15 protein-coding genes and 3 pseudogenes are annotated in these 24,183 nt (G+C 45.5%); 17 read left to right on the top strand and 1 reads right to left on the bottom strand.

Annotated elements, in window-relative coordinates; all coding sequences use genetic code 11:
- The first annotated feature begins 25 nt into the window (after positions 1-25).
- The 11 genes and pseudogenes from gspD to L0B17_RS01550 all read left to right on the top strand — a co-directional run bounded on the left by gspD (position 26) and on the right by L0B17_RS01550 (position 10,693).
- Positions 26-2,200, top strand: a complete 2,175-nt coding sequence (gene gspD, locus L0B17_RS01600) for a type II secretion system secretin GspD (protein WP_235087095.1) — start codon at positions 26-28, stop codon at positions 2,198-2,200.
- The gene (gene gspE, locus L0B17_RS01595) at positions 2,193-3,746 is read left to right on the top strand and encodes a type II secretion system ATPase GspE (protein ID WP_235089473.1); all 1,554 of its coding nucleotides are present in this window, start codon (positions 2,193-2,195) and stop codon (positions 3,744-3,746) included. The genes gspD and gspE overlap by 8 nt, the downstream gene beginning before the upstream one ends.
- A gap of 3 nt (positions 3,747-3,749) precedes the next feature.
- A complete protein-coding gene (gene gspF, locus L0B17_RS01590) occupies positions 3,750-4,982 on the top strand; it encodes a type II secretion system inner membrane protein GspF (protein ID WP_235087092.1) in 1,233 nt (410 codons plus the stop codon).
- Positions 4,983-5,037: 55 nt separating this feature from the next.
- Entirely contained in the window at positions 5,038-5,472 is a 435-nt protein-coding gene (gspG, locus tag L0B17_RS01585; protein ID WP_235087091.1) for a type II secretion system major pseudopilin GspG, read from the top strand.
- A gap of 3 nt (positions 5,473-5,475) precedes the next feature.
- Positions 5,476-6,048 (top strand): type II secretion system minor pseudopilin GspH, encoded by a 573-nt coding sequence (gene gspH, locus L0B17_RS01580; RefSeq protein ID WP_235087089.1) that lies wholly within the window; start codon positions 5,476-5,478, stop codon positions 6,046-6,048.
- Complete coding sequence (gene gspI / locus L0B17_RS01575; RefSeq protein ID WP_235087087.1) at positions 6,041-6,409, top strand: type II secretion system minor pseudopilin GspI; 369 nt, start codon at positions 6,041-6,043, stop codon at positions 6,407-6,409. Before gspH ends, gspI begins: the two co-directional genes overlap by 8 nt.
- Positions 6,390-7,139 (top strand): type II secretion system minor pseudopilin GspJ, encoded by a 750-nt coding sequence (gspJ, locus tag L0B17_RS01570; protein WP_235087085.1) that lies wholly within the window; start codon positions 6,390-6,392, stop codon positions 7,137-7,139. The genes gspI and gspJ overlap by 20 nt, the downstream gene beginning before the upstream one ends.
- Positions 7,139-8,128: a type II secretion system minor pseudopilin GspK gene (gene gspK, locus L0B17_RS01565; RefSeq protein WP_235087083.1), complete on the top strand. Its 990-nt coding sequence runs from the start codon at positions 7,139-7,141 to the stop codon at positions 8,126-8,128. The genes gspJ and gspK overlap by 1 nt, the downstream gene beginning before the upstream one ends.
- A gap of 48 nt (positions 8,129-8,176) precedes the next feature.
- Positions 8,177-9,394 (top strand): type II secretion system protein GspL, encoded by a 1,218-nt coding sequence (gene gspL / locus L0B17_RS01560; protein WP_235087081.1) that lies wholly within the window; start codon positions 8,177-8,179, stop codon positions 9,392-9,394.
- 1 nt (position 9,395) lies between these two features.
- Positions 9,396-9,872, top strand: coding sequence for a type II secretion system protein M (locus L0B17_RS01555; RefSeq protein ID WP_235087080.1), 477 nt, complete (start codon positions 9,396-9,398; stop codon positions 9,870-9,872).
- Positions 9,873-9,875: 3 nt separating this feature from the next.
- A pseudogene (locus L0B17_RS01550) lies at positions 9,876-10,693 on the top strand (type II secretion system protein N).
- 98 nt (positions 10,694-10,791) lie between these two features.
- On the opposite strand, the gene yrfG reads toward L0B17_RS01550, so the two are convergent.
- Entirely contained in the window at positions 10,792-11,466 is a 675-nt protein-coding gene (gene yrfG, locus L0B17_RS01545) for a GMP/IMP nucleotidase (protein WP_235087078.1), read from the bottom strand.
- A gap of 554 nt (positions 11,467-12,020) precedes the next feature.
- Between yrfG and L0B17_RS01540 the strand changes: the two genes are divergently transcribed.
- The 6 genes and pseudogenes from L0B17_RS01540 to cysQ all read left to right on the top strand — a co-directional run bounded on the left by L0B17_RS01540 (position 12,021) and on the right by cysQ (position 24,129).
- Positions 12,021-12,668 carry a phage tail protein gene (locus tag L0B17_RS01540; protein WP_235087076.1) on the top strand — a complete coding sequence of 216 codons (648 nt, stop codon included), beginning with the start codon at positions 12,021-12,023 and terminating at the stop codon, positions 12,666-12,668.
- Positions 12,669-12,970: 302 nt separating this feature from the next.
- Entirely contained in the window at positions 12,971-13,612 is a 642-nt protein-coding gene (locus L0B17_RS01535) for a hypothetical protein (protein WP_235087074.1), read from the top strand.
- Positions 13,613-13,632: 20 nt separating this feature from the next.
- Complete coding sequence (locus L0B17_RS01530) at positions 13,633-14,511, top strand: hypothetical protein (protein WP_235087072.1); 879 nt, start codon at positions 13,633-13,635, stop codon at positions 14,509-14,511.
- Positions 14,460-22,412: an Ig-like domain-containing protein gene (locus tag L0B17_RS01525; RefSeq protein ID WP_235087071.1), complete on the top strand. Its 7,953-nt coding sequence runs from the start codon at positions 14,460-14,462 to the stop codon at positions 22,410-22,412. Before L0B17_RS01530 ends, L0B17_RS01525 begins: the two co-directional genes overlap by 52 nt.
- 197 nt (positions 22,413-22,609) lie before the next feature.
- Positions 22,610-23,157: pseudogene (gene nudE, locus L0B17_RS01520) on the top strand (ADP compounds hydrolase NudE).
- Between the two features lie 157 nt (positions 23,158-23,314).
- A pseudogene (gene cysQ, locus L0B17_RS01515) lies at positions 23,315-24,129 on the top strand (3'(2'),5'-bisphosphate nucleotidase CysQ).
- Positions 24,130-24,183: the final 54 nt, after the last annotated feature.

The raw sequence follows: 24,183 nt of genomic DNA, 5'->3' as shown, positions 1-24,183 counted from the left end.
TAGTGGCATTAGGGGAATAAGAATAATGAATAACAAAGGACTTCGACACAAGATTATTGCAGGCATGATAGCCGGTGCTGCGATGCTCGCTTCCCATGGCGCTTGGTCGGAACAATATGCTGCCAATTTCAAAGGTACTGACATACAAGAGTTTATTAACATTGTCGGTAAAAACCTGAATAAAACCATTATTGTCGATCCTACCGTGCGCGGTAAAATTAATGTGCGCAGTTATGATCTGTTAAATGACGATCAGTATTACCAATTTTTCCTCAATGTGCTGCAAGTCTATGGTTATGCCGTGGTTGAAATGGAAAACCATGTCATTAAGGTCATTAAAGATAAAGACGCTAAAACTGCTGCTATTCGTGTGGCAGATGACTCTACCCCAGGCCTAGGTGATGAAATGGTGACGCGTATTGTGGCGTTATACAATACCGAAGCCAAGCAACTTGCGCCGCTACTGCGTCAATTAAATGATAATGCAGGTGGCGGTAACGTTGTTAACTATGATCCATCCAACGTGTTAATGATCTCAGGTCGAGCCGCGGTTGTTAATAAGCTGGTGGATATTGTGCGCCGCGTGGATAAGCAGGGTGATACCGCTGTTCAGGTCGTGTCATTAGAGTTCGCGTCTGCAGGTGAAATAGTTCGTATTATTGATACGCTTTATCGCTCAAGTGCTAATCAAGCACAATTACCGGGTCAAGCCCCTAAAGTGGTTGCCGACGAGCGTATGAACGCTGTAATTGTTAGTGGTGATGAGAAAAGCCGTCAACGCGTGGTTGAATTAATTAAGCGTTTAGACGCAGAGCAAGCCACTACCGGCAACACTAAGGTGCGTTACTTACGTTATGCCAAGGCTGAAGATTTAGTTGAAGTGTTAACCGGTTTTGCACAGAATTTACAAAGTGATAAAGACGGCGGTGCTACCCAAGCCGGTGGCAGCAGTAAACGCCGTAATGAAATTAACATTATGGCTCACCCAGATACTAACGCATTAGTGATCAGTGCTGAGCCCGATCAAATGCGCACGATTGAAAGTGTCATTAATCAACTCGACATTCGTCGTGCACAGGTATTGGTCGAAGCGATTATTGTTGAAGTCGCCGAAGGCGATGATGTTGGTTTTGGTATTCAATGGGTTGCTGAAGCGGGTGGTGGCACTCAGTTTAATAACCTAGGCCCGACAATTGGCGAGATTGGTGCGGGTATATGGAGTGCTCGAGATCAAAAGGCGTCACAAACTTGTAGTGGTGCGGGAGATAACCAAACGTGTACTGACAATCCTGATACCCCTGGCGATATTACTTTACTTGCGCAAGCATTAGGCAAAGTAAACGGTATGGCTTGGGGCGTGGCAATGGGTGACTTTGGAGCGCTTATTCAAGCGGTATCAAGTGACACTAATTCAAACGTATTGGCAACGCCGTCTATTACCACCCTTGATAACCAAGAAGCCTCATTTATTGTCGGTGATGAAGTGCCTATTTTAACCGGTAGCCAAAATTCAAGTAATGGTAACAGTAACCCTTTCCAAACCGTTGAGCGTAAAGAAGTCGGTGTTAAGTTAAAAGTAGTACCACAAATTAACGAAGGCACGTCAGTTAAACTCACCATTGAACAAGAAGTGTCAGGTATTAATGGTAAAACCGGTGTCGATGTGACGTTTGCAACTCGCCGCTTAACCACTACCGTGATGGCGGATTCTGGTCAAATTGTGGTACTGGGCGGCTTAATCAGCGAAGAAGTACAAGAAAGCGTACAAAAAGTCCCATTTTTAGGCGATTTACCTATTATTGGCCATTTATTTAAATCGTCATCAAGCGGTAAGAAAAAGAAAAATCTAATGGTGTTTATTAAGCCAACCATTATCCGTGACGGTATTACCATGGAAGGCATAGCAGGCCGTAAATATAACTATTTCCGCGCATTGCAGCTTGAGCAGCAAAGCGGTGGCATTAACTTAATGCCTAACTCTAATGTGCCAATATTAGATGAATGGGATCAAGACACGTATGTTCCAGATGACGTTAACCAAGTCCTTGAACGTTATAAAAATGGTAAAGGGTTAGAAACCCAAATGCGTGAAACTGACCCAGCATTAAGAAGCATTAACGAAAACAAACAAAAAGTTGACCAAGATGAGTTAAACGAAAGCGGCAACAACTATAACGATAGTGAGCAGAATGATGACTGATATCGCAGCGGATCCGTTGGCGCAGGCATCTCAAGAGTTAGCGCTAGAGGTGGAAGGCGATGAAGTCTTCCGCTCCAATAGCAAAGAGCGACTACCGTTTACTTTTGCCCATCGTTTTCAATTGGTGCTGGCAAAACAAGATGAGCTGTTGTCGCTGTTTTACACCGAAGCGACACCTATTGAAGCCATGCTTGAGGTACGTCGTTATACCGGAAAAGATTTACCCTTATTCAAATTGGAAAAAAACACTTTTGAGGCAAAATTAACCCAAGCCTATCAAGCCAATTCGTCAGAAGCACAACAGCTAATGGAAGATATTGGCAATGAGATGGACTTGTTTACCTTAGCTGAAGAACTGCCGCAAACAGAAGATTTGCTTGAAGGTGATGATGACGCACCAATCATTAAATTGATCAATGCCTTATTATCCGAAGCCATCAAAGAAGAAGCATCAGATATCCACATTGAAACCTATGAAAAGCAACTTATTGTTCGCTTCCGTATTGATGGTGTACTCAAAGAAGTTTTAAAGCCAAACCGCAAATTATCCTCTTTGTTAGTGTCACGTATTAAGGTGATGGCGCGATTAGACATAGCCGAAAAACGTGTTCCACAGGACGGGCGTATTTCATTGCGAATAGCTGGTCGTGCGGTTGATGTGCGTGTTTCGACCATGCCATCAAGTCATGGTGAACGGGTAGTAATGCGTCTACTGGATAAAAATACCGGTAACCTTGATTTACAACAATTAGGCATGACTTCAGGTATCCGCGAGCAATTTGATCAACTTATTCGTAAACCCCACGGCATAATTTTGGTGACCGGTCCAACAGGGTCTGGTAAAAGTACCACCTTGTATGCTGGCTTAACCGAAATTAACTCCAAAGACACCAATATCTTAACCGTTGAAGATCCTATCGAATATGAGCTAGAGGGTATAGGTCAAACGCAGGTTAACAACAAAGTCGACATGACATTTGCCCGCGGTTTACGCGCCATATTACGCCAAGATCCTGATGTAGTAATGATTGGTGAAATTCGTGATTTAGAAACCGCTCAAATTGCGGTGCAAGCGTCACTTACTGGTCACTTAGTCATCTCTACTTTGCATACTAATACCGCCTCAGGCGCCATTACGCGTCTGCAAGATATGGGCGTAGAGCCTTTTCTAGTGTCATCCAGTTTACTTGGCGTATTGGCGCAGCGATTAATTCGTACCTTGTGCCCTAAATGTAAAGAGTCGCATGTGCCAGATGAGCGTGAACGTGAGTTGTTAGGTATAACCGCCAATGACACACGGGTTATTTTCCGTGCTAAAGGCTGTAAAGCCTGTGGCGAAAATGGCTATCGAGGGCGTACCGGTATTCATGAACTGCTAGTGGTTGATGATAACGTGCGTGAGCTTATTCACGGTGGTCGTGGTGAATTAGCTATTGAAAAGTATGTTCGTAAAAACATTCCAAGTATTCGTCATGATGGTATGAGTAAAGTACTAGCAGGCGTGACTACATTAGAAGAAGTACTGCGCGTTACTCGCGAGGAATAATCAATGGCAGCGTTTGAATACAAAGCCCTTGATAAAAAAGGCAAGCAACAAAAAGGGGTGATAGAAGCCGACTCGGCGCGTCATGCCCGTAGTCAATTGCGTGAACAACGCCTAATGCCGGTAGAAATACAGCAAGTGGCAGATAAAGAAGCGCGTTCACAAAGTGGCGGCTTTAGTTTTGGTAACTTATTCAAAAAACGTATTTCGGTTGCAGAATTAGCGCTAATTACCCGACAAATCGCCACCTTAGTTGCCGCAGGCTTACCAATTGAAGAAGCCTTAAAAGCGGTAGGGCAACAATCTGAAAAAGCCCGTTTAGGTAATATGATCATGGCAGTTCGCTCACGAGTTGTTGAAGGTTATAGCCTTGCTGACTCAATGGCGGAGTTCCCCCATGTATTTGATGATTTATATCGTGCCATGGTAGCGTCGGGTGAAAAATCTGGCCATTTAGAAGTGGTATTAAATCGTTTAGCCGACTACACCGAACGCCGTCAGCAATTAAAATCAAAATTAACTCAGGCAATGATCTATCCTGCGGTACTGACTACGGTTGCCGTAGGCGTTATTGCGGTGTTATTGGCCGCCGTTGTGCCTAAAGTGGTAGGGCAATTTGAACATATGGGGCAAGAGTTACCCGGAACAACCCAGTTTTTAATTCTTGCTTCAGATTTTGTGCAAAACTACGGTTTTATTCTTGTGGGTTTGATCATTATTTTGTTTGCTGGGTTTAAACGATTATTAACTCAGCCCGCAATGCGGATGAAGTTTGATTCTTTGTTATTGAAACTTCCGGTGATTGGTAAGGTCAGTAAGAGTATCAATACCGCGCGATTTGCTCGGACACTGAGTATTTTATCTGCCAGCGCGGTGCCATTATTAGACGGTATGCGTATTGCCAGTGAGGTACTGCAAAATGTTAAAGTGCGTGCCGCTGTTGATGATGCCAGTGCGAGAGTGCGAGAAGGTACCAGTTTAGGAGCCGCACTAACCAACACTAAACTGTTTCCCGCTATGATGCTGTATATGATAGCTTCAGGTGAAAAAAGTGGTCAGCTAGAAAATATGTTAGAACGTGCGGCAGATAACCAAGACCGTGAATTTGAATCAAACGTCAATATTGCTATCGGAGTATTTGAACCCTTGCTTGTTGTTAGCATGGCGGGTGTGGTGTTATTTATTGTAATGGCAATCTTACAACCTATTTTAGAACTCAATAATTTAATCAGCGGTTAATGCTAAGACATTAATCCTCATAATATTAACAACACTGTTTTAGAGGAAATATTCAATGCAAAAGCACAGCAAACAACGTGGTTTTACCTTACTTGAGGTCATGGTTGTTATCGTTATTTTAGGCATTTTAGCGTCTATGGTCGTCCCTAACTTGATGGGCAACAAAGACAAGGCTGATCAACAAAAAGCCGTGTCAGATATTGTTGCTCTAGAAAATGCATTAGACATGTATAAATTAGAAAACAGTACCTACCCAACCACTGATCAAGGTTTAGATGCTTTAGTGCAAAAGCCGACATCATCACCAGAACCGCGTAATTATCGTGAAGGTGGTTATGTTAAACGGTTACCGCAAGATCCATGGCGCAACGATTATTTACTATTAAGCCCTGGTGAGAATAGCAAATTAGATATTTTTAGCGCAGGCCCAGATGGCCAACCAGGTACTGAAGATGATATCGGTAACTGGAACTTACAAGATTTCCAATAAACCATGCAAAAATATCGTCAATCGGGTTTCACGCTACTAGAGGTTTTGCTTGTGGCACTATTGATGGGGCTAGCCGCTTCGGCTGTTACCCTGTCAATGAGCACTGCTGGGCCTGAGCAAGCGCTAAAAAAGCAAGCTCAACGCTTTATGACAGCCGTGGAGCTAGTGTTAGATGAAACCGTATTAAGTGGTCAATTCATTGGCATAGTGGTTGACGATGGCGCATATCAATTTGTGAATTATAAAGACAGTAAATGGCAATCCATAGAGCAAGATAAGCTGTTATCTGAACATGAGTTAGCGCCAGGTATGACGCTTAATCTAGTATTAGATGGTATGCCACTGGACCAAGAAGATGAGCAACAAGACTCTTGGTTTGATGAACCCTTTATTGATGAGCCAAGCGCTGAAGAGAAAAAGAAAAATCCTGAACCGCAAATTTTATTGTTTCCAAGTGGTGAGATGACACCATTTGAACTGAACTTTACGACTTACAATGAAAACAGACAAGCTATCGATGTATTAGTTGTCGGCGATGCGCTAGGTCGCCTGTCGATAGGGCGTTTTGATGAATAATGCTAAAGGTATGACCTTACTAGAAGTGATTGTTGCTTTAGCGGTATTTTCTATCGCAGCAGTGTCGGTGACTAAAAGTCTAGGCGAGCAAATGGCCAACATGCCGATATTAGAAGAGCGGACTTTAGGGCAGTGGGTTGCCAGCAACCAAATGGTTGAAGCCCGTTTACCAGATAAATTCCCCGATATTGGCTCTAAAGATGGCCAGGTAGAACTAGCCGGAGAAGAATGGTATTGGCGACAGGAAGTGGTAAAAACCACCGATGAAAATTTTAGAATGATCCGCGTGAGTGTGAGCAAAGACGAGCGCTATAAACGCATAGTGGCACAAGTGAGTAGTTATGTTCACAACCGCGGTTAAAAACCAAAGAGGGTTTACGCTACTTGAGATGATTATTGCCATCGCTATTTTTGCGATGATTGGTCTTGCAGCAAACTCGGTGTTATCCACCGTGATGAAAAACGATGAAGTCACCAAAACTTTCTCCGTTCGTTTAAAAGCGTTACAGCAAGGTTTTGGTGCAATTGAACGAGATTTGGGCCAGATTGTGGCGCGTACATTTCGTGGTTTAGATGGTGAGCGTAGCAAGAGTTATTTTCAAGCTGGTGACAACATGCTTGATTCAGAGACTGAGGCATTGGTGTTTTATCGCTTAGGTTGGTTAAACCCTGATGGTATTTTACCTCGAGGTAGCATTCAATCGGTTGCCTATGTTGTGCAAGGTGGCCGCCTAGAGCGCTGGTATTACCCTTACCCAGAACCTGAAAGTGGTGCAGAACCACTAAAAACGCTTATTATTGAAAATGTATTATCAATAGAATACTCATTTTATATCAATGATAAATGGCAGCGAAAAACCGATGGCACCACCATGCCAAAAGGGATTGCGATTAAGCTAGACATTGAGGGGTTAGGGGAAATACAACGGCTGTTTTTACTGCCCAAAGGTGCGCCTATACCAAATCCCAGCGATAAAAGCGACCCTGAAAATGGTTCGGACAACAGTAACGAGTCTGATAAAGATAAGGTCGATGATGGCACAGATACTGATGATAATGGCCGTAATATCGGTGAGGATGAACGAGGTTGATGGGACGTCATAAGCAACAGGGCGTAGCCATGATAGTGGTTATTTTAATTGTGGCCGTCGTGGTGACAATTGCCACTAATATTACCAGTCGTAACCAGTTATCTATGCGCCGCACCCTTAATTTAGCGCAATATGACCAGGCTTATTGGTATGCACTATCAGGTGAAGAGTTGGCGATGAAAGTCCTTAAACAAGACTTTGAAGATGCTGACGGTAAAATAGTTCATCGTCAGCAATATTGGGCTTTAGCCGATGTGATTTTTCCTGTCGAAGACGGTCAAATTGCCGGAAAAATACAAGACATGCGTGCCTGTTTTAATTTGAATGCTGTAGGGTTAGAGTCAAAAGAGGTTGAGAATGGGCAACCCAAACTCACTTTAGCGGCTAAGCAGTTTCAAGGGGTGTTAATTGCCCTAGGTATGGATGAGTTTGGGGCTGAGCGTTTAACACATACCCTAAAAGATTATATTGATGTAGATACCTTATCCGGCCCATTTGGAGCAGAAGATGCGGAATATGAGTCACGAAAAATACCCTATCGTGCGGCAAATACGTTAATGCAGCATCGCAGTGAGTTACGGGCGGTATTGGGTTTTACTCAAGATATATATGTAAAATTATTACCCTATATCTGTGCAATACCCGGTGATGATCGCCAACTATTAAATGTAAATACCATTGAAGTGGAACAAGCAGCCTTGATGGTAGGTATGCTAGACAATCAGATATCTATTTCAGATGCCGAAAGTATTATTAATCAGCGACCCGCTGGTGGTTTTGAAAAAATAGAAGATTTTTGGGAGAACTCCTCAGTAAGAGGCATAAAAACTGAAGCGACTCTGCGTTCAAGCTTTGTGATTACGAGTGACTACTTTTTACTGCGCTCAGGTGCCAAAGTAGATAATGCAATATTCAGAATGGACAGCGTACTAAAACGCAGTGGTAATAATATCGATGTCATCACTCGCCAGTACGGTGGCCAACAATAATAATAAACTCAATCGCATTATGCGGTAAGAGATTGCTGGAGAATAACAGTGTCTGAAAGGCTATTTATCCGATTAGGTAAAACAGCAGAACACCCATGTTCATGGTTAGTATGGTCTGAGCAGGAGCAAGAGATTATTGCTTCAGGTGAATTACCTGACGCGCTCAGTCTTAACAGTTTAACGGAACGTGTCGGTAATCGACCTGTTGATGTGTTGGTACCTGCTGCAAGCATGACATTAACTAAAATCGCGGTACCTGAAAAAGGACAACGCCAAGCGCTTAAAGCATTGCCGTTTATGTTAGAAGAGTCTATTGCCAGTGACGTTGACGATATGCATTTTGTGGTGGGCACTCGCCATGGTGACAGTGTCAATGTGGTTGCAGTTGAGCATCAACAAATGCAGTTATGGTTAACATGGTTAATGGATGCAGGGTTAAAGGCAAAACGTATAGTACCTGATTGTTTAGCCCTACCGCTTGAGCAATGTCGCTGGGCTATTATGAGCTGTGGTGATGAGTATTTATTGCGTACCGGTGAAGGTTCGGGTGTCAGTTTGCCTAAGACATGGACAGAGCTGGCGCTTCCAAAGTTAGTCGCGGATGCGCAAAAAAGTGCCGCTGTCGAGCAGACCATTGATGTTGCTTGTTACAGTGAAGGGATAGCCTTTAACGCTAACCATATCACGCTGTCTCCAAAACCACTTGATCTCCCTATGATGGTATTAGCCAAAGGTATTTTGAATGCGCCGGTTAATTTATTGTCAGGCGCGTATAAGCCAAAGCGCGAATATAGCAAACATCTTATGTTATGGCGTAATGCGGCTATTATGATGGTCGCTGTGTTGGTGTTGGCGCTAGTCAATAAAGGCTTAGCTATTTCTCAATTAAATCATCAGACAGCAGAAATGAAAGCCCAAAGTGAGGCGATATTTAAATCGGTAGCGCCAAGCGTTAATCGTATTGTGGATATTCGATCTCAAATCAATAGTCAATTACGCAGTATGCAAGGTCAAGGTGGCGGCGCGGCATTTTTTGAAATGCTAGATGAGCTAAAACCAGCATTTTCTAGCGTGCCTCAGCTGAAGCCTATCACCTTGCGTTTTGACGCAAACCGTAATGAATTAAGAATGCAGGTTGTTGCTGAAAATTATGCACAATTAGAGAAATTTAAAGACATTGTCAGCAAAGACTTTCAGCTTGATGGCGGGGCGATGAACAGTAATGAAGACAGCGTCAGCAGCACGCTAACCTTGAGGAGCAAATAAGATGGATAATTTGCGTATATGGTGGCAAAGCTTGGCACTAAGAGAGCAGCAATTAGTCGGTTTCTGTAGTGTGTTTGTGGTTATTGGTATCTTGTACTGGGGAGTATGGTCACCCATTTCAAATGCACAACAAGCCGCTGAGCGTAATTATAGTCTTGAGCTGCAAAACTTAAATTATGTGAAGCAAACGGCCAATAAAATAGCGGGTCTTGAAAAAGCCGGAGCGAAAGCTCAAGCGAGTGGCAGCCTGAGCTCGATTGTAAACCAAACAGCCAGCCAATATAATTTAGAAATAACGCGAATGCAGCCACAGGATAATAAAATTCAACTGTGGATGGACGAAGTGCCATTTGATTCGCTGTTAGACTATTTACATCATTTGGTTGATCAAAAAGGCTTAACGTTAGATAGCGTCGATTTATCAGATTCAGATACGGCCGGCTTTGTTAATGTCAGACGTATTCAGTTGTCTCAGTAAGGAATGTTTGTGAAATTATTTGTCAAAATTGGCATTGCTGTAGTGGTGTATTTGATTTTTTTGATTGTCTATTTACCTGCCAGTTTACTGGTGAGCCTAGCACCATTACCGAATCATGTTCAGTTTGCGGGTGTAGATGGTACGTTATGGCGCGGCAAAGCCGACCTAGTGCGCATTGATCAACGTCAACTTGAGCATGTCAGTTGGGAGTTAAGCCCGTGGGCATTGTTTATTGGTCGGGCGGATATTGATTTTAACATTGGCACTGGGCAACGGCTGTTAGCAGCAAGGGCAGTATTAGTTACTCTTTTTCAGGCCTAAAGGTTGAAAACTTTCGCTTTGATGCGCCCAATAGTTTTATTGTCGCAGGAGCTAGACTACCGTTTAGAGCGCAATTAAGTGGTGATGTCAGTTTGCTGGTAGAAAAACTTGAACGAGGCTTACCTTGGTGCGAGCAACTTGCCGGTAAGTTGTTTTTAAACAGTACTCATCTCACCAATCAATTTGGCGAATATCCTTTGGGTAATATAGCCTTAGGTCTGAATTGTCTTGATGGGCAAGTGCAATTAGCAACCGACGAGCAACAGAATCAATTAGGTTTGGTGGGCACGATTACTTTGGCGGAAAATAATTTGGTTAAAGTCAGTGCTAAAATAAAACCTACTGCAGCGCAGCCAAAAGATTTAACCGAAGCATTATCATTTTTGGGCAGGCAAGATAGCCAAGGATATTATCCAATTAACTATCAAGGTATTATTCCGGATTATAAGCGTCGAGCCTTGAATGTGCATGTTTACTGTATGACGATTAACAATGGTTGATTATTTTAGGGCGCACTTGCGCCCTTTTTTATGAGTAATAAGCGGATTATTAGCAATCAGGCTATTTGGCAGTGGATGGATATTATTTCATTGCTAGATTATAGGCATTTGCTTGTCAGCAGTTCTTCTAATAAATAATGGTAGTCATCAATTGCCGGAAAATCATTAAATTGGTTATGTTGTTTTTGGCTATCAGGATTTTTTATCCCTAGTTGAAAGCCTATACCAGCTTGTTTCGATGCAGCTAATATAGCTTCACTGTCATCAATAAATAAACATCTTGCGGGATTTAACTGATATTTTTCAATCGCCGTTAGCCAAAACTGCGGATGCTCTTTAGGATAACCTGTTTCATGGCTCGACAACATAGCATCTAAGCCATTGGCCAATTCAGTATGCTCAAGCTTTAACGCTAAGCTTTTAGGGTGGGCATTGGTAAATAAGATGCGTTGTTTCTTCATCACACCTAAAGCTTTTAGAAACGGCATGCTGTCCTGGCGCATTTGAATACGTGCCACCATCGAGTAATGTAAGGTCAGAATATCTAGATCAAGTTGCTGCTGCCAATAATCTAAACAATACCAATCCAATGTCCCTACCACGTCATGGTAGGCCGCTTCGACCAACTCCTTTGCCGCATCAAGACTAATTTGTCTTTGGTCACTGAGTTGTTGTGGCACTAAAGTCAGCCAAAAGTGATTGTCAAAGTGTAAATCTAACAGCGTGCCATCCATATCTAATAGCACTGTGTCTATGGTGTTCCAGTCAAACATTAATTACTCCTTTGTTGCTGCTAAATGCCAATCGCGACTTGTGGTTATATATTTATATACTAGCCTTAATGAGTTGTTTGCCACATTTATGTGTCAGTCGCTCTAGAAGTGCTTAAGTATGACACTAAGGTTTATAGGTCACTACTGACCTGTCTATCAAGCTAGGCAATCGAGAAGCAAAAATACTCTATCTTCAGTAAGCGTTTTATTCTGGTTGGCGTGTCAGATATTTGTGAAAGTATGAAATTTATTTATGTGATTGATATACCGTTAAAATTTAAATATAGAAGTTTAAAAGAAGGTTTTTAAGGTCGGTCTATTTTATGCTAAGCATGTTGATTTTTTTCATAACAGATACGATATTTTTTTAGACTTAATTTTGTTTGACTATGTTAATTATTTTCGTTGGTCGGAAGTACACAGTAAAGGATTTATTATTAATAAACCTAGGAAACGCAGTTAGGCTTGTGCCAAAAGTCATACTATCTAGCGCGTCATAGTATTTAACGCAAACTGGGCTAGGTTTAATTATAAACTATCTAAGGAGAGAAACTATGTCAGACGCAATACTCGGTGAAATCCGTATGTTCGCGGGGAATTTTGCTCCCCAAGGTTGGGCTTTTTGTGATGGGCAACTGTTACCCGTAGCATCAAACGCAGCCCTGTTTTCACTTTTAGGTACCATCTATGGTGGTAATGGCAGAGATACCTTTGGTCTGCCAGATTTACGCGGTAGGGCACCTGTGGGTGTGGGGATAGACGGGAATACTGGCCCTGGTTTATCGCCAATTCCTCTGGGACAAAAAAATGGCTATGAAGTAGTTAACCTTAACACCAGCCAGCTGCCAATTCACACCCACCAAGCGGTATTTAATGGTACGGCATCAGCTGTGAACGTGCGTGCCGATGTTGCCACAACAAGCGATGATACTATGGTGCCGCCGACATCGGGCGCAACCACGTATCTTTCGGCGACGACGGCTAAAGCTGGCCTTTCTGCAGTGACCTTCAATGGTTTATTTAACGACACTGCGCCTAACTCAGATAAAGCAAGCTTAGGCGGGGTAAGTGGTGAAACTACAGCTGCGGGTAGTATTACTGTGTCAAATGCTGGTGGCAGTCAAGCTGTACCGATTAGGAACCCTTATTTAGGAATAAATTTTATCATAGCAACCATTGGTATTTACCCCAGTAGACCTTAGAATATGGAAAGGCGATCTTTAGGTTGCCTTTTTATTTTAGGTTACTAAATATAAAAGACTTAATATAAGTCATGGAATTGAAAAAAAAGTAAAATTCCGTGTACTTTTGAAGGAAAAAGCATGTTGTTGCTTAATGTAAACCCGCGAAGAAGGTGGCTCATTCAATAGCAACGAGTTGAATAATTAAGTGTTAAGGGATTGTAACACACTGATGTAAGTCGCTCGCTTGGATCTAGGGAAGACATTCGAGGCTGCCTCAATCATTAACAAAATCGCCATAATAACTTTAGGATGATCACCTCATGCTCCAATTTATAACCCCTTTCTGTTCGAGTTTCTTTGGGCGGATCAGCCTTTTTATTTCGCTCTCGTGCATAACTGCTGCGAGCCATGCAGCTATCTCCAATCAAAACTTTGATGGTGTGGGGTTAATCAATTCCAACCTGGTAACCTCCCAAGCCATTGGTGATTGGACCTTTAGCATGGATGCTGCTGATTTAATCGCCACACCCAGTGCTGCCGACCAAAGTCAGAACCTGAATAACGATGGTGGCGGTGGTGATCGTTCTTTACTCCTCAACAACTCAAATCCCTCAATACGTGTGTTTGCCATGGCGTCAACCGATGGTTCAGAGTTTGATATTGCCTCCATGACATTTGGTCTCACGCAAGTAAGCTCAGCAACCAGCGTCGCATTTGAGGGTTTCAGAGATGGCGTTTCAGTGGTTTCCAGTGAAACTGTAAATTTAACGATATCAGACATTAGCGGTAATGTGCACTATAGCTTTACCGCCACAACGGCAGGGGGGAGTTATGGCGTAATTACCTTCCAATCGGCTTACGACAATGTTGATGAAATTCGTATGACTGCTAATAATATAGCGGGTATGGAAATTGATGATATTGTCGCTACTGCTGCTGTATCTAACACCCCCTGGCACTGACAAATCTCAATGGTGACTCAGTGGCCTGGGCTGGGGTGGGAAATACGGTTAATTTGGATTCTGGCAGCAATGCCAATGTTAGCGATGCTGAGCTCGATGCACTTAACGGTGGCAACGGCAACTATGCGGGCGCGAGCTTAACCGTGCAACGAGTAGGCTCTGCTGTTACAGCTGATGTTTTCGGTTTCGATACCAGCGGCGCACAGTTCAGCGTCAGCGGTGCTAATCTGCAGAGTGGCGGTTTAACCTTCGCGAGCTTTACTAATGCTAGCGGCGTGCTGAACATCAGCTTTAACAGTAGCGCAACCACAGCCACCAAGTTGTTGGTGCAAGATGTGCTGCAGCGCATTCAGTACCGCAACGATACGCCCGCCGCCGATGCGGCCTTGCGCTTTAGTCTTAGTGACGGTACTGCCAGCACAACGGCAGATGTTACCGTCACCAGCGACAACGTCTATGTCACCAACACCACCGATACCGCTACGATCAATATCAACAATGGCGTGAGTTTCAGCGAGGCGGTGGCGATTGCATTAGCAGACACTAGTGGTAGCCAGACGCTGATTTTATCCAACGCGTTCACTAGTAGCATGACATTGGCTGGAAATTTAACTATCGCAGAAAATTTAGCGATTGATGCTAATGCTGCAGGCTCAAGTTTTGTTATTGCCGGTAGCACCATAACCTTAGGTTCAGGTTTTACCCTGTCTTTAACCCACGCTAATGAATTGCAGATTTCAAGTAATATTAATGGTGCCGGTAACTTGTCTAAAGCAGGGGCGGGTTCCTTGCGCTTGACCGGGACCAACAGTAGCCGTAGCGGTAGCACCTCTGTGCTGGGGGGGTATTGGATATTGCCGATGATAATAACCTGGATGGTGCCAATACTGGCGCCTTGATTTTAGATGGCGGCACCTTGGCCATGTCGGTGACTGGCGGCTCAACTGGCAATCCTAATATTAAAACGATTAATAATCCGATCACCCTTGGCGCCGCTGGCGGGTTATTCAATCCAACGGGCGGTGGTGGTCGCAATATTATTCAAATGTCTGGAGTGATTTCCGGTAGCGGCACACTGACTAAAATTGGCGCTTCAGTGTTAATGCTCAGCGGCAATAATAGTTATTCGGGTCAGACCTTAATCACTAATGGTGGGGTGCTGTTAAACCACAATAATGGTTTAGGTTCAACATCTGGCAGCACTACAGTTAATGCGGGTTCGGCGCTGCGAATTGGCGCCGGTGTGGTTAGTCCTGAGTCACTGTTTCTCAATGGCACAGGCAGGAATATTGACGCTACAGAATACGGTGCACTAGGGGCAGATGCCTACAGCTTAGGTACCAGCATAGTTTCCGGCAATATAGTGTTATCTACTGGCACCAATATTAGCGCCGTCAGTGGCAGTAATTTGATTTTAAGCGGTGTGGTCAGTGGCACTGCGACCTTGACTAAAACCGATATGGGTAGCGTAACCTTAGCGGGGGGTAATACTTTTACAGCTAGCACATCTGTCTCTGAAGGCACCCTAGTGTTGGACAATGGTGCCGCCATAGCTAACGGCTCTGAGGTAAATATAGCGTCTGGGGCAACGTTGCGACTGGATGCCAGTGAAACCATAGGGCCTCTTGCTGGAGCAGGAACCCTGGCCATGAATAGTGCTAGTTTAACGGTGAATCAAACCAGCGATAGCAGTTTTTCCGGAAATATCACAGGTAGTGGCAGTAATTTAACTAAGTCTGGTTCGAGTAAGTTGACCCTTTCGGGTACTAACACTTACACAGGCGTTACCATTATCAGCAATGGTAGCCTGAGCCTAACTGGCGCCTTGAATGGTACAACTGGCGCTACGATTGGCTCAGGAGGCATCTTAGAAGGCACGGGCAGTATCTTTGGCACAAGTTCAACCAATACCTTGACTGTGCAAAGTGGCGGTACGTTGTCTCCTGGGATCTCAGGCCCTGGCAGTATCACGATTAATGGCAACCTGACCATCGCCTCAGGTGGTGCTTTGACGGCACAAATTACAGGGACAGCGTTAGGCTCAGGTTATGACTCTGTGGCAGTAAACGGCACTGTGGATGTGTCATCCGCCACCTTGAATGTTAATCACAGTTATACAGCGGGATTAGGTGATAGCTACCGCCTACTGGTTAACGATGGCGTGGATAGTATAACGGGGAACTTCTCTGGCCTGCCTCAGGGCGGAACTGTGACAGCAGCTGGCAATAGCACAGTGCTTACCGCTTATTATGCGGCGACGGATGGCGGTAGTTACAGTGGCGGTAACGAGTTTATGCTAGTTGCGCCCGCCGACATCACTCCGCCGACAGTATCTTCAGTTAGCGTACCTGCCAATGCGACTTATGTAAGCGGGCAGAACCTGGATTTCAGTATTAATCTTGATGAAAACATCACAGTCAACACTGCTGGTGGTACGCCGCAGCTGGCGTTAACCATAGGGGCGACGACTCGTCAAGCTACCTATCAGAGTGGCTCAGGTTCCTCGAGTCTGCTATTTCGCTACACAATACAGAGCGGTGATGCAGACAGTGACGGTATTGCTGTCGGCAGCTTAGCCAGCAATGGGGCTACGCTGAGAGACGGTGCCGGTAATAATGCAAACTTGACCTTGAACTCAGTGGGTTCAACGGTTTCTGTACTGGTGGATGGAAGAACAGCCCAAATCATTACTTTTGCGAATCCCGGTGCGCAAAACTTTGGTACTAGTCCAACGCTAACAGCCTCCTCAGACTCTGGCCTGTCACCCACTTTTACCTCATCCACCACGGCTGTGTGTACTATCACAACGGGCGGCGCGCTGACGTTCGCTAGCACAGGAACCTGTACCATTAATGCCGATCAGGCGGGTAATGGCAGTTATTTGCCTGCGCCTCAGGTGAGTCGGAGCTTCTCTGTCAATGCCGTGGTTGCAGATGCACCAAGCATTGGTACGGCAACGGCGGGAGACACTCAGGCAAGCGTGAGTTTTAGTGCGCCAGCCAGCAATGGCGGTGCGGCGATTACCGGCTATACAGTCACGGCAAGCCCTGGTGGGTTAACGGGTACGGGTGCAGGTTCACCCATCACAGTGACTGGGCTGACAAATGGCGTTGCTTATAGCTTTAGCGTGACTGCCACTAACTCGGTAGGTACGGGGTCGGCTTCTAGCGCTTCAAATTCAATTACGCCTAAAGCCGCTCAAAGCATTACGTTTAGCAATCCTGGTGCGCAAAACTTTGGCACCACGCCGACCCTTTCGGCAACGGCTGATTCCGCGCTGATAGTGGCATTTACCTCATCCACCACGGCTGTGTGTACTATCACATCGGGCGGCGCGCTGACGTTCGCTAGCACAGGTACTTGTACCATTAATGCCGATCAGGCGGGTAATGGCAGTTATTTGCCAGCGTCTCAGGTGAGTCGGAGCTTCTCTGTCAATGCCGTGGTTGCAGATGCACCAAGCATTGGCACGGCAACGGCGGGCGATGTTCAGGCAAGCGTGAGCTTTAGCGCGCCAGCAAGTAATGGCGGTTCGGCGATAACTGGCTATACAGTCACGGCAAGCCCTGGTGGGTTAACGGGTACGGGGGCAGGTTCACCCATCACAGTGACTGGGCTGACAAATGGCGTTGCTTATAGCTTTAGCGTGACTGCCACTAACTCGGTAGGTACGGGGGCGGCTTCTAGCGCTTCAAATTCAATTACACCTAAAGCAGCCCAGATCATTACTTTTGCCAATCCTGGCGCACAAAGCTTTGGCACCAGTCCGACCTTAAGTGCGACATCAGATTCAGGCTTAACGCCAAGCTTTACCTCATCCACCACGGCTGTGTGTACTATCACATCGGGCGGCGCCTTAACGTTTGTCAGCACAGGTACTTGTACCATTAATGCCGATCAGGCAGGCAATGGCAGTTATTTGCCTGCGCCTCAGGTGAGTAGGAGCTTCTCTGTTAATGTTGTGGTTGCAGATGCACCAAGCATTGGTACGGCAACCGCGGGAGACACTCAGGCAAGCGTGAGCTTTAGTGCGCCAGCCAGCAATGGCGGCGCGGCGATTACCGGTTATACAGTGACATCAAGTCCTGGTGGTTTGACTGCCAGCGGTGCAGGCTCACCCATAGTGGTAACAGGCTTAACAAACGGCACTGCCTACACGTTCAGTGTTACGGCGATATCTGCCGCGGGCACAAGTGGTGCATCGAGTGCTTCCAATAGTGTGACACCTATTGCACCGCAAACTATTACCTTTACTAACCCTGGTACGCAAAGCTTTGGTGCCTCGCCGACCTTAACGGCAACAGCAAGCTCTGGCCTAGTGCCAAGCTTTATCTCATCCACCACAGCTGTGTGTACTATCACAACGGGCGGCGCCTTAACCTTTGTGACAACGGGTAGCTGTACCATTAACGCTAACCAAGCGGGTAATGCGGCATTCTCACCAGCAGCGCAAGTGAGTCAGACGTTTGCTGTTAATGCGGTCGCAGCTGATGCGCCTATGATAGGCACGGCTACGGCAGGTGACACGCAGGCGACGGTAAGCTTCAGCGCGCCAGTAAGCAATGGCGGCGCGGCGATTACTGGTTATACCGTGACCTCAAGTCCTGGTGGTTTGACTGTCAGCGGTGCAGGCTCACCCATAGTGGTGACTGGCCTAACAAACGGCACTGCCTACACGTTCAGTGTTACGGCGATATCTGCCGCGGGCACAAGTGGTGCATCGAGTGCTTCCAATAGTGTGACACCTATTGCACCGCAAACTATTACCTTTACTAACCCTGGTGCGCAAAGCTTTGGTGCCTCGCCGACCTTAACGGCAACAGCAAGCTCTGGCCTAGTGCCAAGCTTTACCGCTGCCACCACGGCAGTGTGTACAGTGACTACGGGCGGCGCACTGACCTTTGCCAGCACAGGTACTTGTACCATTAACGTAGACCAAGCAGGTAACGCGGCATTCTCACCAGCTACGCAAGTGAGTCAGACGTTTGCTGTTAATGCGGTCGCAGCTGATGCGCCTATGATAGGCCCGGCAACGGCGGGTGATACAGAGGCTACAATCAGCTTCGCGGCTTCTGCCAATAATGGCGGATCGGCGATTACTGGTTATACCGTGACCTCAAGTCCTGGTGGTTTGACTGTCAGCGGTGCAGGCTCACCCATAGTGGTGACTGGCCTAACTAACGGCACCGCGTACACCTTTACTGTAACGGCCACAAGTGCAGCAGGTACAAGCTCTGCATCGGCCGCTTCTAACAGCGTGACACCTAATGGCGCGCCAGTTATCACTTCAACTCCACTGCTGAGCGTAGATGAAGGGGTGAACTACAGTTACACACTCACAGCAACGGACAGTGTTGGCGATGTACTCACCTTCAGTGCACCAACGTTACCCGTTTGGTTAAGTTTTAATACTGCAACCGGCACGTTAACGGGTGTCGCAAGTCGAGATAATGTTGGTGATCACGCCATCAGCTTAACTGTCACCGACGCTGCAGGTCTGTTTGAGACGCAATCCTTTACCTTAGTGGTGAATGAGGTCAACAGCGCACCAGTAGCTAACAGTGCCAGTGTCACCTTAGATGAAGACAGTTCCAAGGGAATTACCTTCAGCGGCACGGATGCTGAAAATGATACGCTCACTTTTGAAGTGGTTACTCAGCCGACATCGGGCACATTAGAGAAAAATGGCAGCGTGTGGTTATACACCCCCAATGCCGACTTTAATGGTAATGACAGTGTGCGCTTTATTGCCAAAGATGCGGCGTTAAGTTCAGAGCCTGCTGTGGTGAGTATTACAGTGACTGCGGTAAATGATGAGCCTGTAGCTGTTGATGACAGTTACAGCCTCAGCCTTGCTGCTAATGACAGCTATACCTTAGCGGTATTGGACAACGACACCGACGTCGATGGAGACATCTTAGTTATCGATGGCGCTGCAGCAGACGTGGGTAGCGTGCAAATTGTCAATTCACAACTTCAGTATCAAGCACCAACGGGCTTTGTTGGCCCAGTAACCTTGCGCTACACCCTCTCTGATGGTCAAAAAGGTCGCAGTAATGCCAAGGTGTCCTTGATGATTAGTGGCGACAGTTCAGCGGATGCACCTGTGATTAGTGTGCCAGCCGACATCACAGCTAACGCGACGGGCTTATTCACTAAGCTTAAGCTTGGCGTAGCAACAGCGGTTGATAAGGATGGCAATAAGCTTGCGGTGTCCTTGGTGAACACTAAGCAGTTGTTTGCACCGGGCGAGCACTTAGCTTACTGGCAAGCCACCGACAGCCTAGGTCGCAGCGCGATTAAGTCACAAAAAGTGACCGTGAAGCCATTAATCTCCATTAGCCGTGACCAAGTGGTGGCTGAAGGCAATCAAGCGAAAGTGACTGTGTTCTTAAACGGCCCTTCACCTCAGTACCCAGTGCGTGTGCCTTACACTGTCTCTGGTAGCAGCGATGGTAATGACCACGACTTAGTTGATGGCGTTGTTGACATTACCTCAGGCTTAAGTGCGAGCGTTAACATCGAGGTATTTGATGATGGTGAAACTGAGGCAGATGAAACATTAATTATCACCTTAGACCCAAGTGTGAACCTCAGTGCCCAGCGCGTGAGTCAACTGCTTATCAGTGAGGCCAATATTGCGCCTCAGGCGAGCATTAAGGTGACTCAATCTAATGAGCTGCGCACCCAAGTGAGCAAGGCTGAAGGTAAGGTCTACATCAAGGCCAAAAGCCAAGATGTGAATGTACAAGATAGCCTGACTGAAGTCTGGTCAACCGGTGACTTAGTGTTAAACACAGATGCACAGGGCATGTACTTTGACCCAAGCTTAGTGGATGCAGGCAGCTACCCTATCAGCCTAACGGTGACAGACGATGGTACGCCTAACTTATCAACTCAGGTGCAGTTAACCTTGTTAGTTAAAGCAAGCTTACCCACACTGACGGGGAGCGATTCTGATGGCGATTTAATCCCAGATAACCAAGAAGGTTTTGTCGACACCGATGGTGATGGTATTGCCGATTACCTGGATGCCATTAGTGAGTGTAACGTGCTGCAACAGCAAGGTAATGAGCAGTCACGCTTCCTTGCAGAGAGTCAATCAGGCGTGTGTTTACGCTTAGGTACCACAGCGCAACGTAATGGTAGTGAGGGTATAAAGGTGCCCACCTCCATATTAACTTTAGATACCATGGCGGCCAACATTGGTGGTATTTATGACTTTGAAGCCATTAACTTATCTAAAGTGGGTGACAGCTATCGCTTTAGCTTGCCACAAGCCTTGCCTGTACCGGCTAACGCAGTGTACCGCAAGTTCGATAAGGCAAACGGTTGGAAAGCCTTTGTTCTTGATGACAAAAACAGCATTGCATCGAGTGCTGGCGAGCTAGGTTTATGTCCACCACCAGGCAGCACGTTATGGCAGTCTGGTTTAAACGAGGGCCATTGGTGTGTGCAGTTAACTATTCAAGACGGCGGTCCTAATGATGACGATGGCATAGCCAACGGCAGCATTGTTGACCCAGGCGGAGTGGCGGTTGCGCTAAGCGGCAATACACTCCCTCTGGCTGTTATCGATACGGCTACTGTGTCTGTGAACCAGAGTATCGATATCGATGTACTGGCGAACGACAGTGATGCTGATGGTGATGAACTAACGGTAAGCCAAGTCAGTAGTCAGTTTGGCGATACGACGATACTGGGTAGTCAGCACATAAGCTATACCCCTGCGGTTGATTTTATCGGCACCGATGTGTTGGTGTACAGTATCAGTGATGGCAAAGGTGGTACCGCCAGCAGTGAACTTACGGTAACAGTGGTGGCCAATCGTGCTCCAGTTGCTGTGGATGATATTGCTAACACGGATGATAGAACCAGCATATTGTTAAATGTATTGGCTAACGACACAGATATAGACGGTGATAATTTAACTTTAGTCAGTGGCACAGCCTTACAAGGAGCGGTATCGGTTGAGTCTAACCAACTGCGTTACACGCCAAAGCCTGGCTTTGATGGAGTGGATAGTGTGAGTTATGTGATTAATGATGGCGCCGGTGGCGAAGCCACAGGGCAAGTCTTAGTGACAATTAAAGCCTATCAAGATGTTGTTATTGATAACCAATCCGGTGGTGGTAGCTTATCTTTATATGGATTAGTCCTGCTTGTGTTTGGTGGTTTACTCCGTCGAGCGAAATGGTTAACGGTAAGCAGCGTGTTATTGGCCAGCGTGATAACACAAGCCAATGCAGCAGAAGCCAATACATGGTATGTCGATGGATTTGTAGGTCAGGCCTATGCTGATAGCAAGATACACCATTGGCAATCTCCAAACGATGTAGCCGTCATAGATGTTGATGATAGTGATACTGCATTTGGTGTGAGTGCGGGTTATCAATGGAACACGTATCTTGCTGTTGAGTTAGGTTATTCAGACTTTGGCAACGGCAGTGCGCAACTTAAAGGAAGCACCTTAACCCCTGAGGCATATCATCAAGAGTTGAAATCGGTTACCCCGATATTAGCTGACGGTATAACCTTAGGGATGCGTATCACACTAATGGAACGTGAAGATTGGCGTATTGAAGTGCCGGTGGGGCTATTTCGATGGGATGCCGATATTGTCAGTGACATGAATAATAGTCGCCTAACAACAGGCATGAGCGGTACAGATTGGTATGCAGGGATGCAATTTAGTTATCAAATGACAAAATCTTGGTCTTTAGGTATCGGGTATCAATATATAGATTTGGACCCAAATGATATTATAACGGGTCAGTTTAGTTTGCGTTATCGTTTTTAATCGATAAATGAAGTGAAAAAGGAGCTAATGAGCTCCTTTTTTTATTGAGTATAAAGACCAATAATCGCGATATGGAGCCGCTCTAATGCTTAAGGCATAAAAACTTGTTTTAAGCAGATGGTAAATTCCGGTTGTAGATTATGTTTAGGGTAGTAAGATTGTCGCTTGTCCTATTCTATTCGTCACATGAGGTTGCAATGACACAGCGGCATATTAAGCCGGAAATCTTGCACATAGAAGTTGTAGCCAAAAGTCGGCTATTTCAAATTGAGCAAGTTCATCTTAAGTTTTCAAATGGTGTTGAGCGCCAATATGAGCGAATGAAGGGCGGAAGCCAGGGCGCTGTTATGGTTGTGCCTGTTCATCAAGGCCAGTTGCTGCTCGCCAAAGAGTATGCAGCTGGAACTGATAATTATGAATTAGGCTTTCCTAAGGGGCTTATTGATCCTGGTGAAGAGGCGATAGAGGCTGCTAATCGAGAATTACAAGAAGAAATCGGTTTCGCCAGTAAGAAATTAACGCATCTAAAAACACTATCACTTGCACCGGATACTTCTCTAGTAAGATGCATATTTTTGTCGCGGAACAGTTATATGTCAGTGAACTTGAAGGTGATGAGCCTGAACCTATTATTGTGGTGCCTTGGGCGCTGGATGATTGGCAAGCCTTGCTAGATAACCCCGACTTTTCTGAATCTCGAAGTGTGAGTGCACTGTTTTTAGCCAAACAGTTTTTAGCTAAATAATCTTTAACTAAGTCATTGCTAGTCTCGACGTATGAGGCATATAGAGGTAAGTGTCATTCACTTACCCAATAAAGTATTATTTTCGCACTTTGGCTAGAGTTAGCTAAAGTTAGTTTAAATCAGTAATACATGCTTATTTCCAGCAACTGGAGTTGTAATGAAGCCTGAAGCCATAATCGAACAAGTAATTGAAATTGCTATCGAAGCAGGGAATGCTATTCGTGAAATTTACCAGTCAGGTAATTTTAAACGAGAAATCAAGTCTGATAATACCCCTGTAACGTCTGCCGATTTGGCCGCCCATGACATTATCTGCTCACGCCTCGCTAAGCTAACCCCGAACATTCCTATTCTCAGTGAAGAGGATGCAGATATTCCATTGTCAGTGAGACAAAACTGGTCAACATATTGGTTAGTGGATCCGCTTGATGGTACAGGTGAGTTTATTGCAGGTAGTGGTGATTTTTCTGTGATTATCGCCCTTGTTGAACATAATCGGCCAGTAATGGGAATTGTTTATGCACCAATGACCGAAGTCTGTTATTACGCTATCGCTGGGCTAGGTGCTTATAAACGTAGCGCTGAAGGAGAAGTGCGTATTACTAGTACTCAATTAGCCCTTACAGAACAAAATAGTTTACGAATTGCAGTGAGCCGCCGGCAAGACCCCCAAAAAGTCCTTAGTTTATTTAACCACCCCAAAGATTGCGAGTTAGTGGTGCTAGGGGGGCTGCACTGAAAAGTTGTTTGGTTGCCGAAGGACAAGCTGATTGTTATGTCCGCTTAGGACCAACCGGTGAGTGGGACACCGGCGCCGCACAAATTATTGTTGAAGAGGCCGGTGGCGCCTTGGTTGATATCAACTTACACCCAATGACTTACAATGAGCGGGATACGTTAGAAAATCCCAATTTTATTGTTGTTGGCACAGAAAATCTTCCGTGGCATGTCATGCATCTTAATGGTGAATAACAGTGCTAGTCACTGTTATTTGTTAAATTTATGTTGTTTTTTTATGTATTCCTG

The organism is Shewanella sp. OMA3-2 (assembly GCF_021513195.1).
Lineage (GTDB): Bacteria > Pseudomonadota > Gammaproteobacteria > Enterobacterales > Shewanellaceae > Shewanella.
The sequence above is the reverse complement of the archived record's forward strand: the minus strand, read 5'-3'. Positions and strand labels throughout refer to the sequence as shown.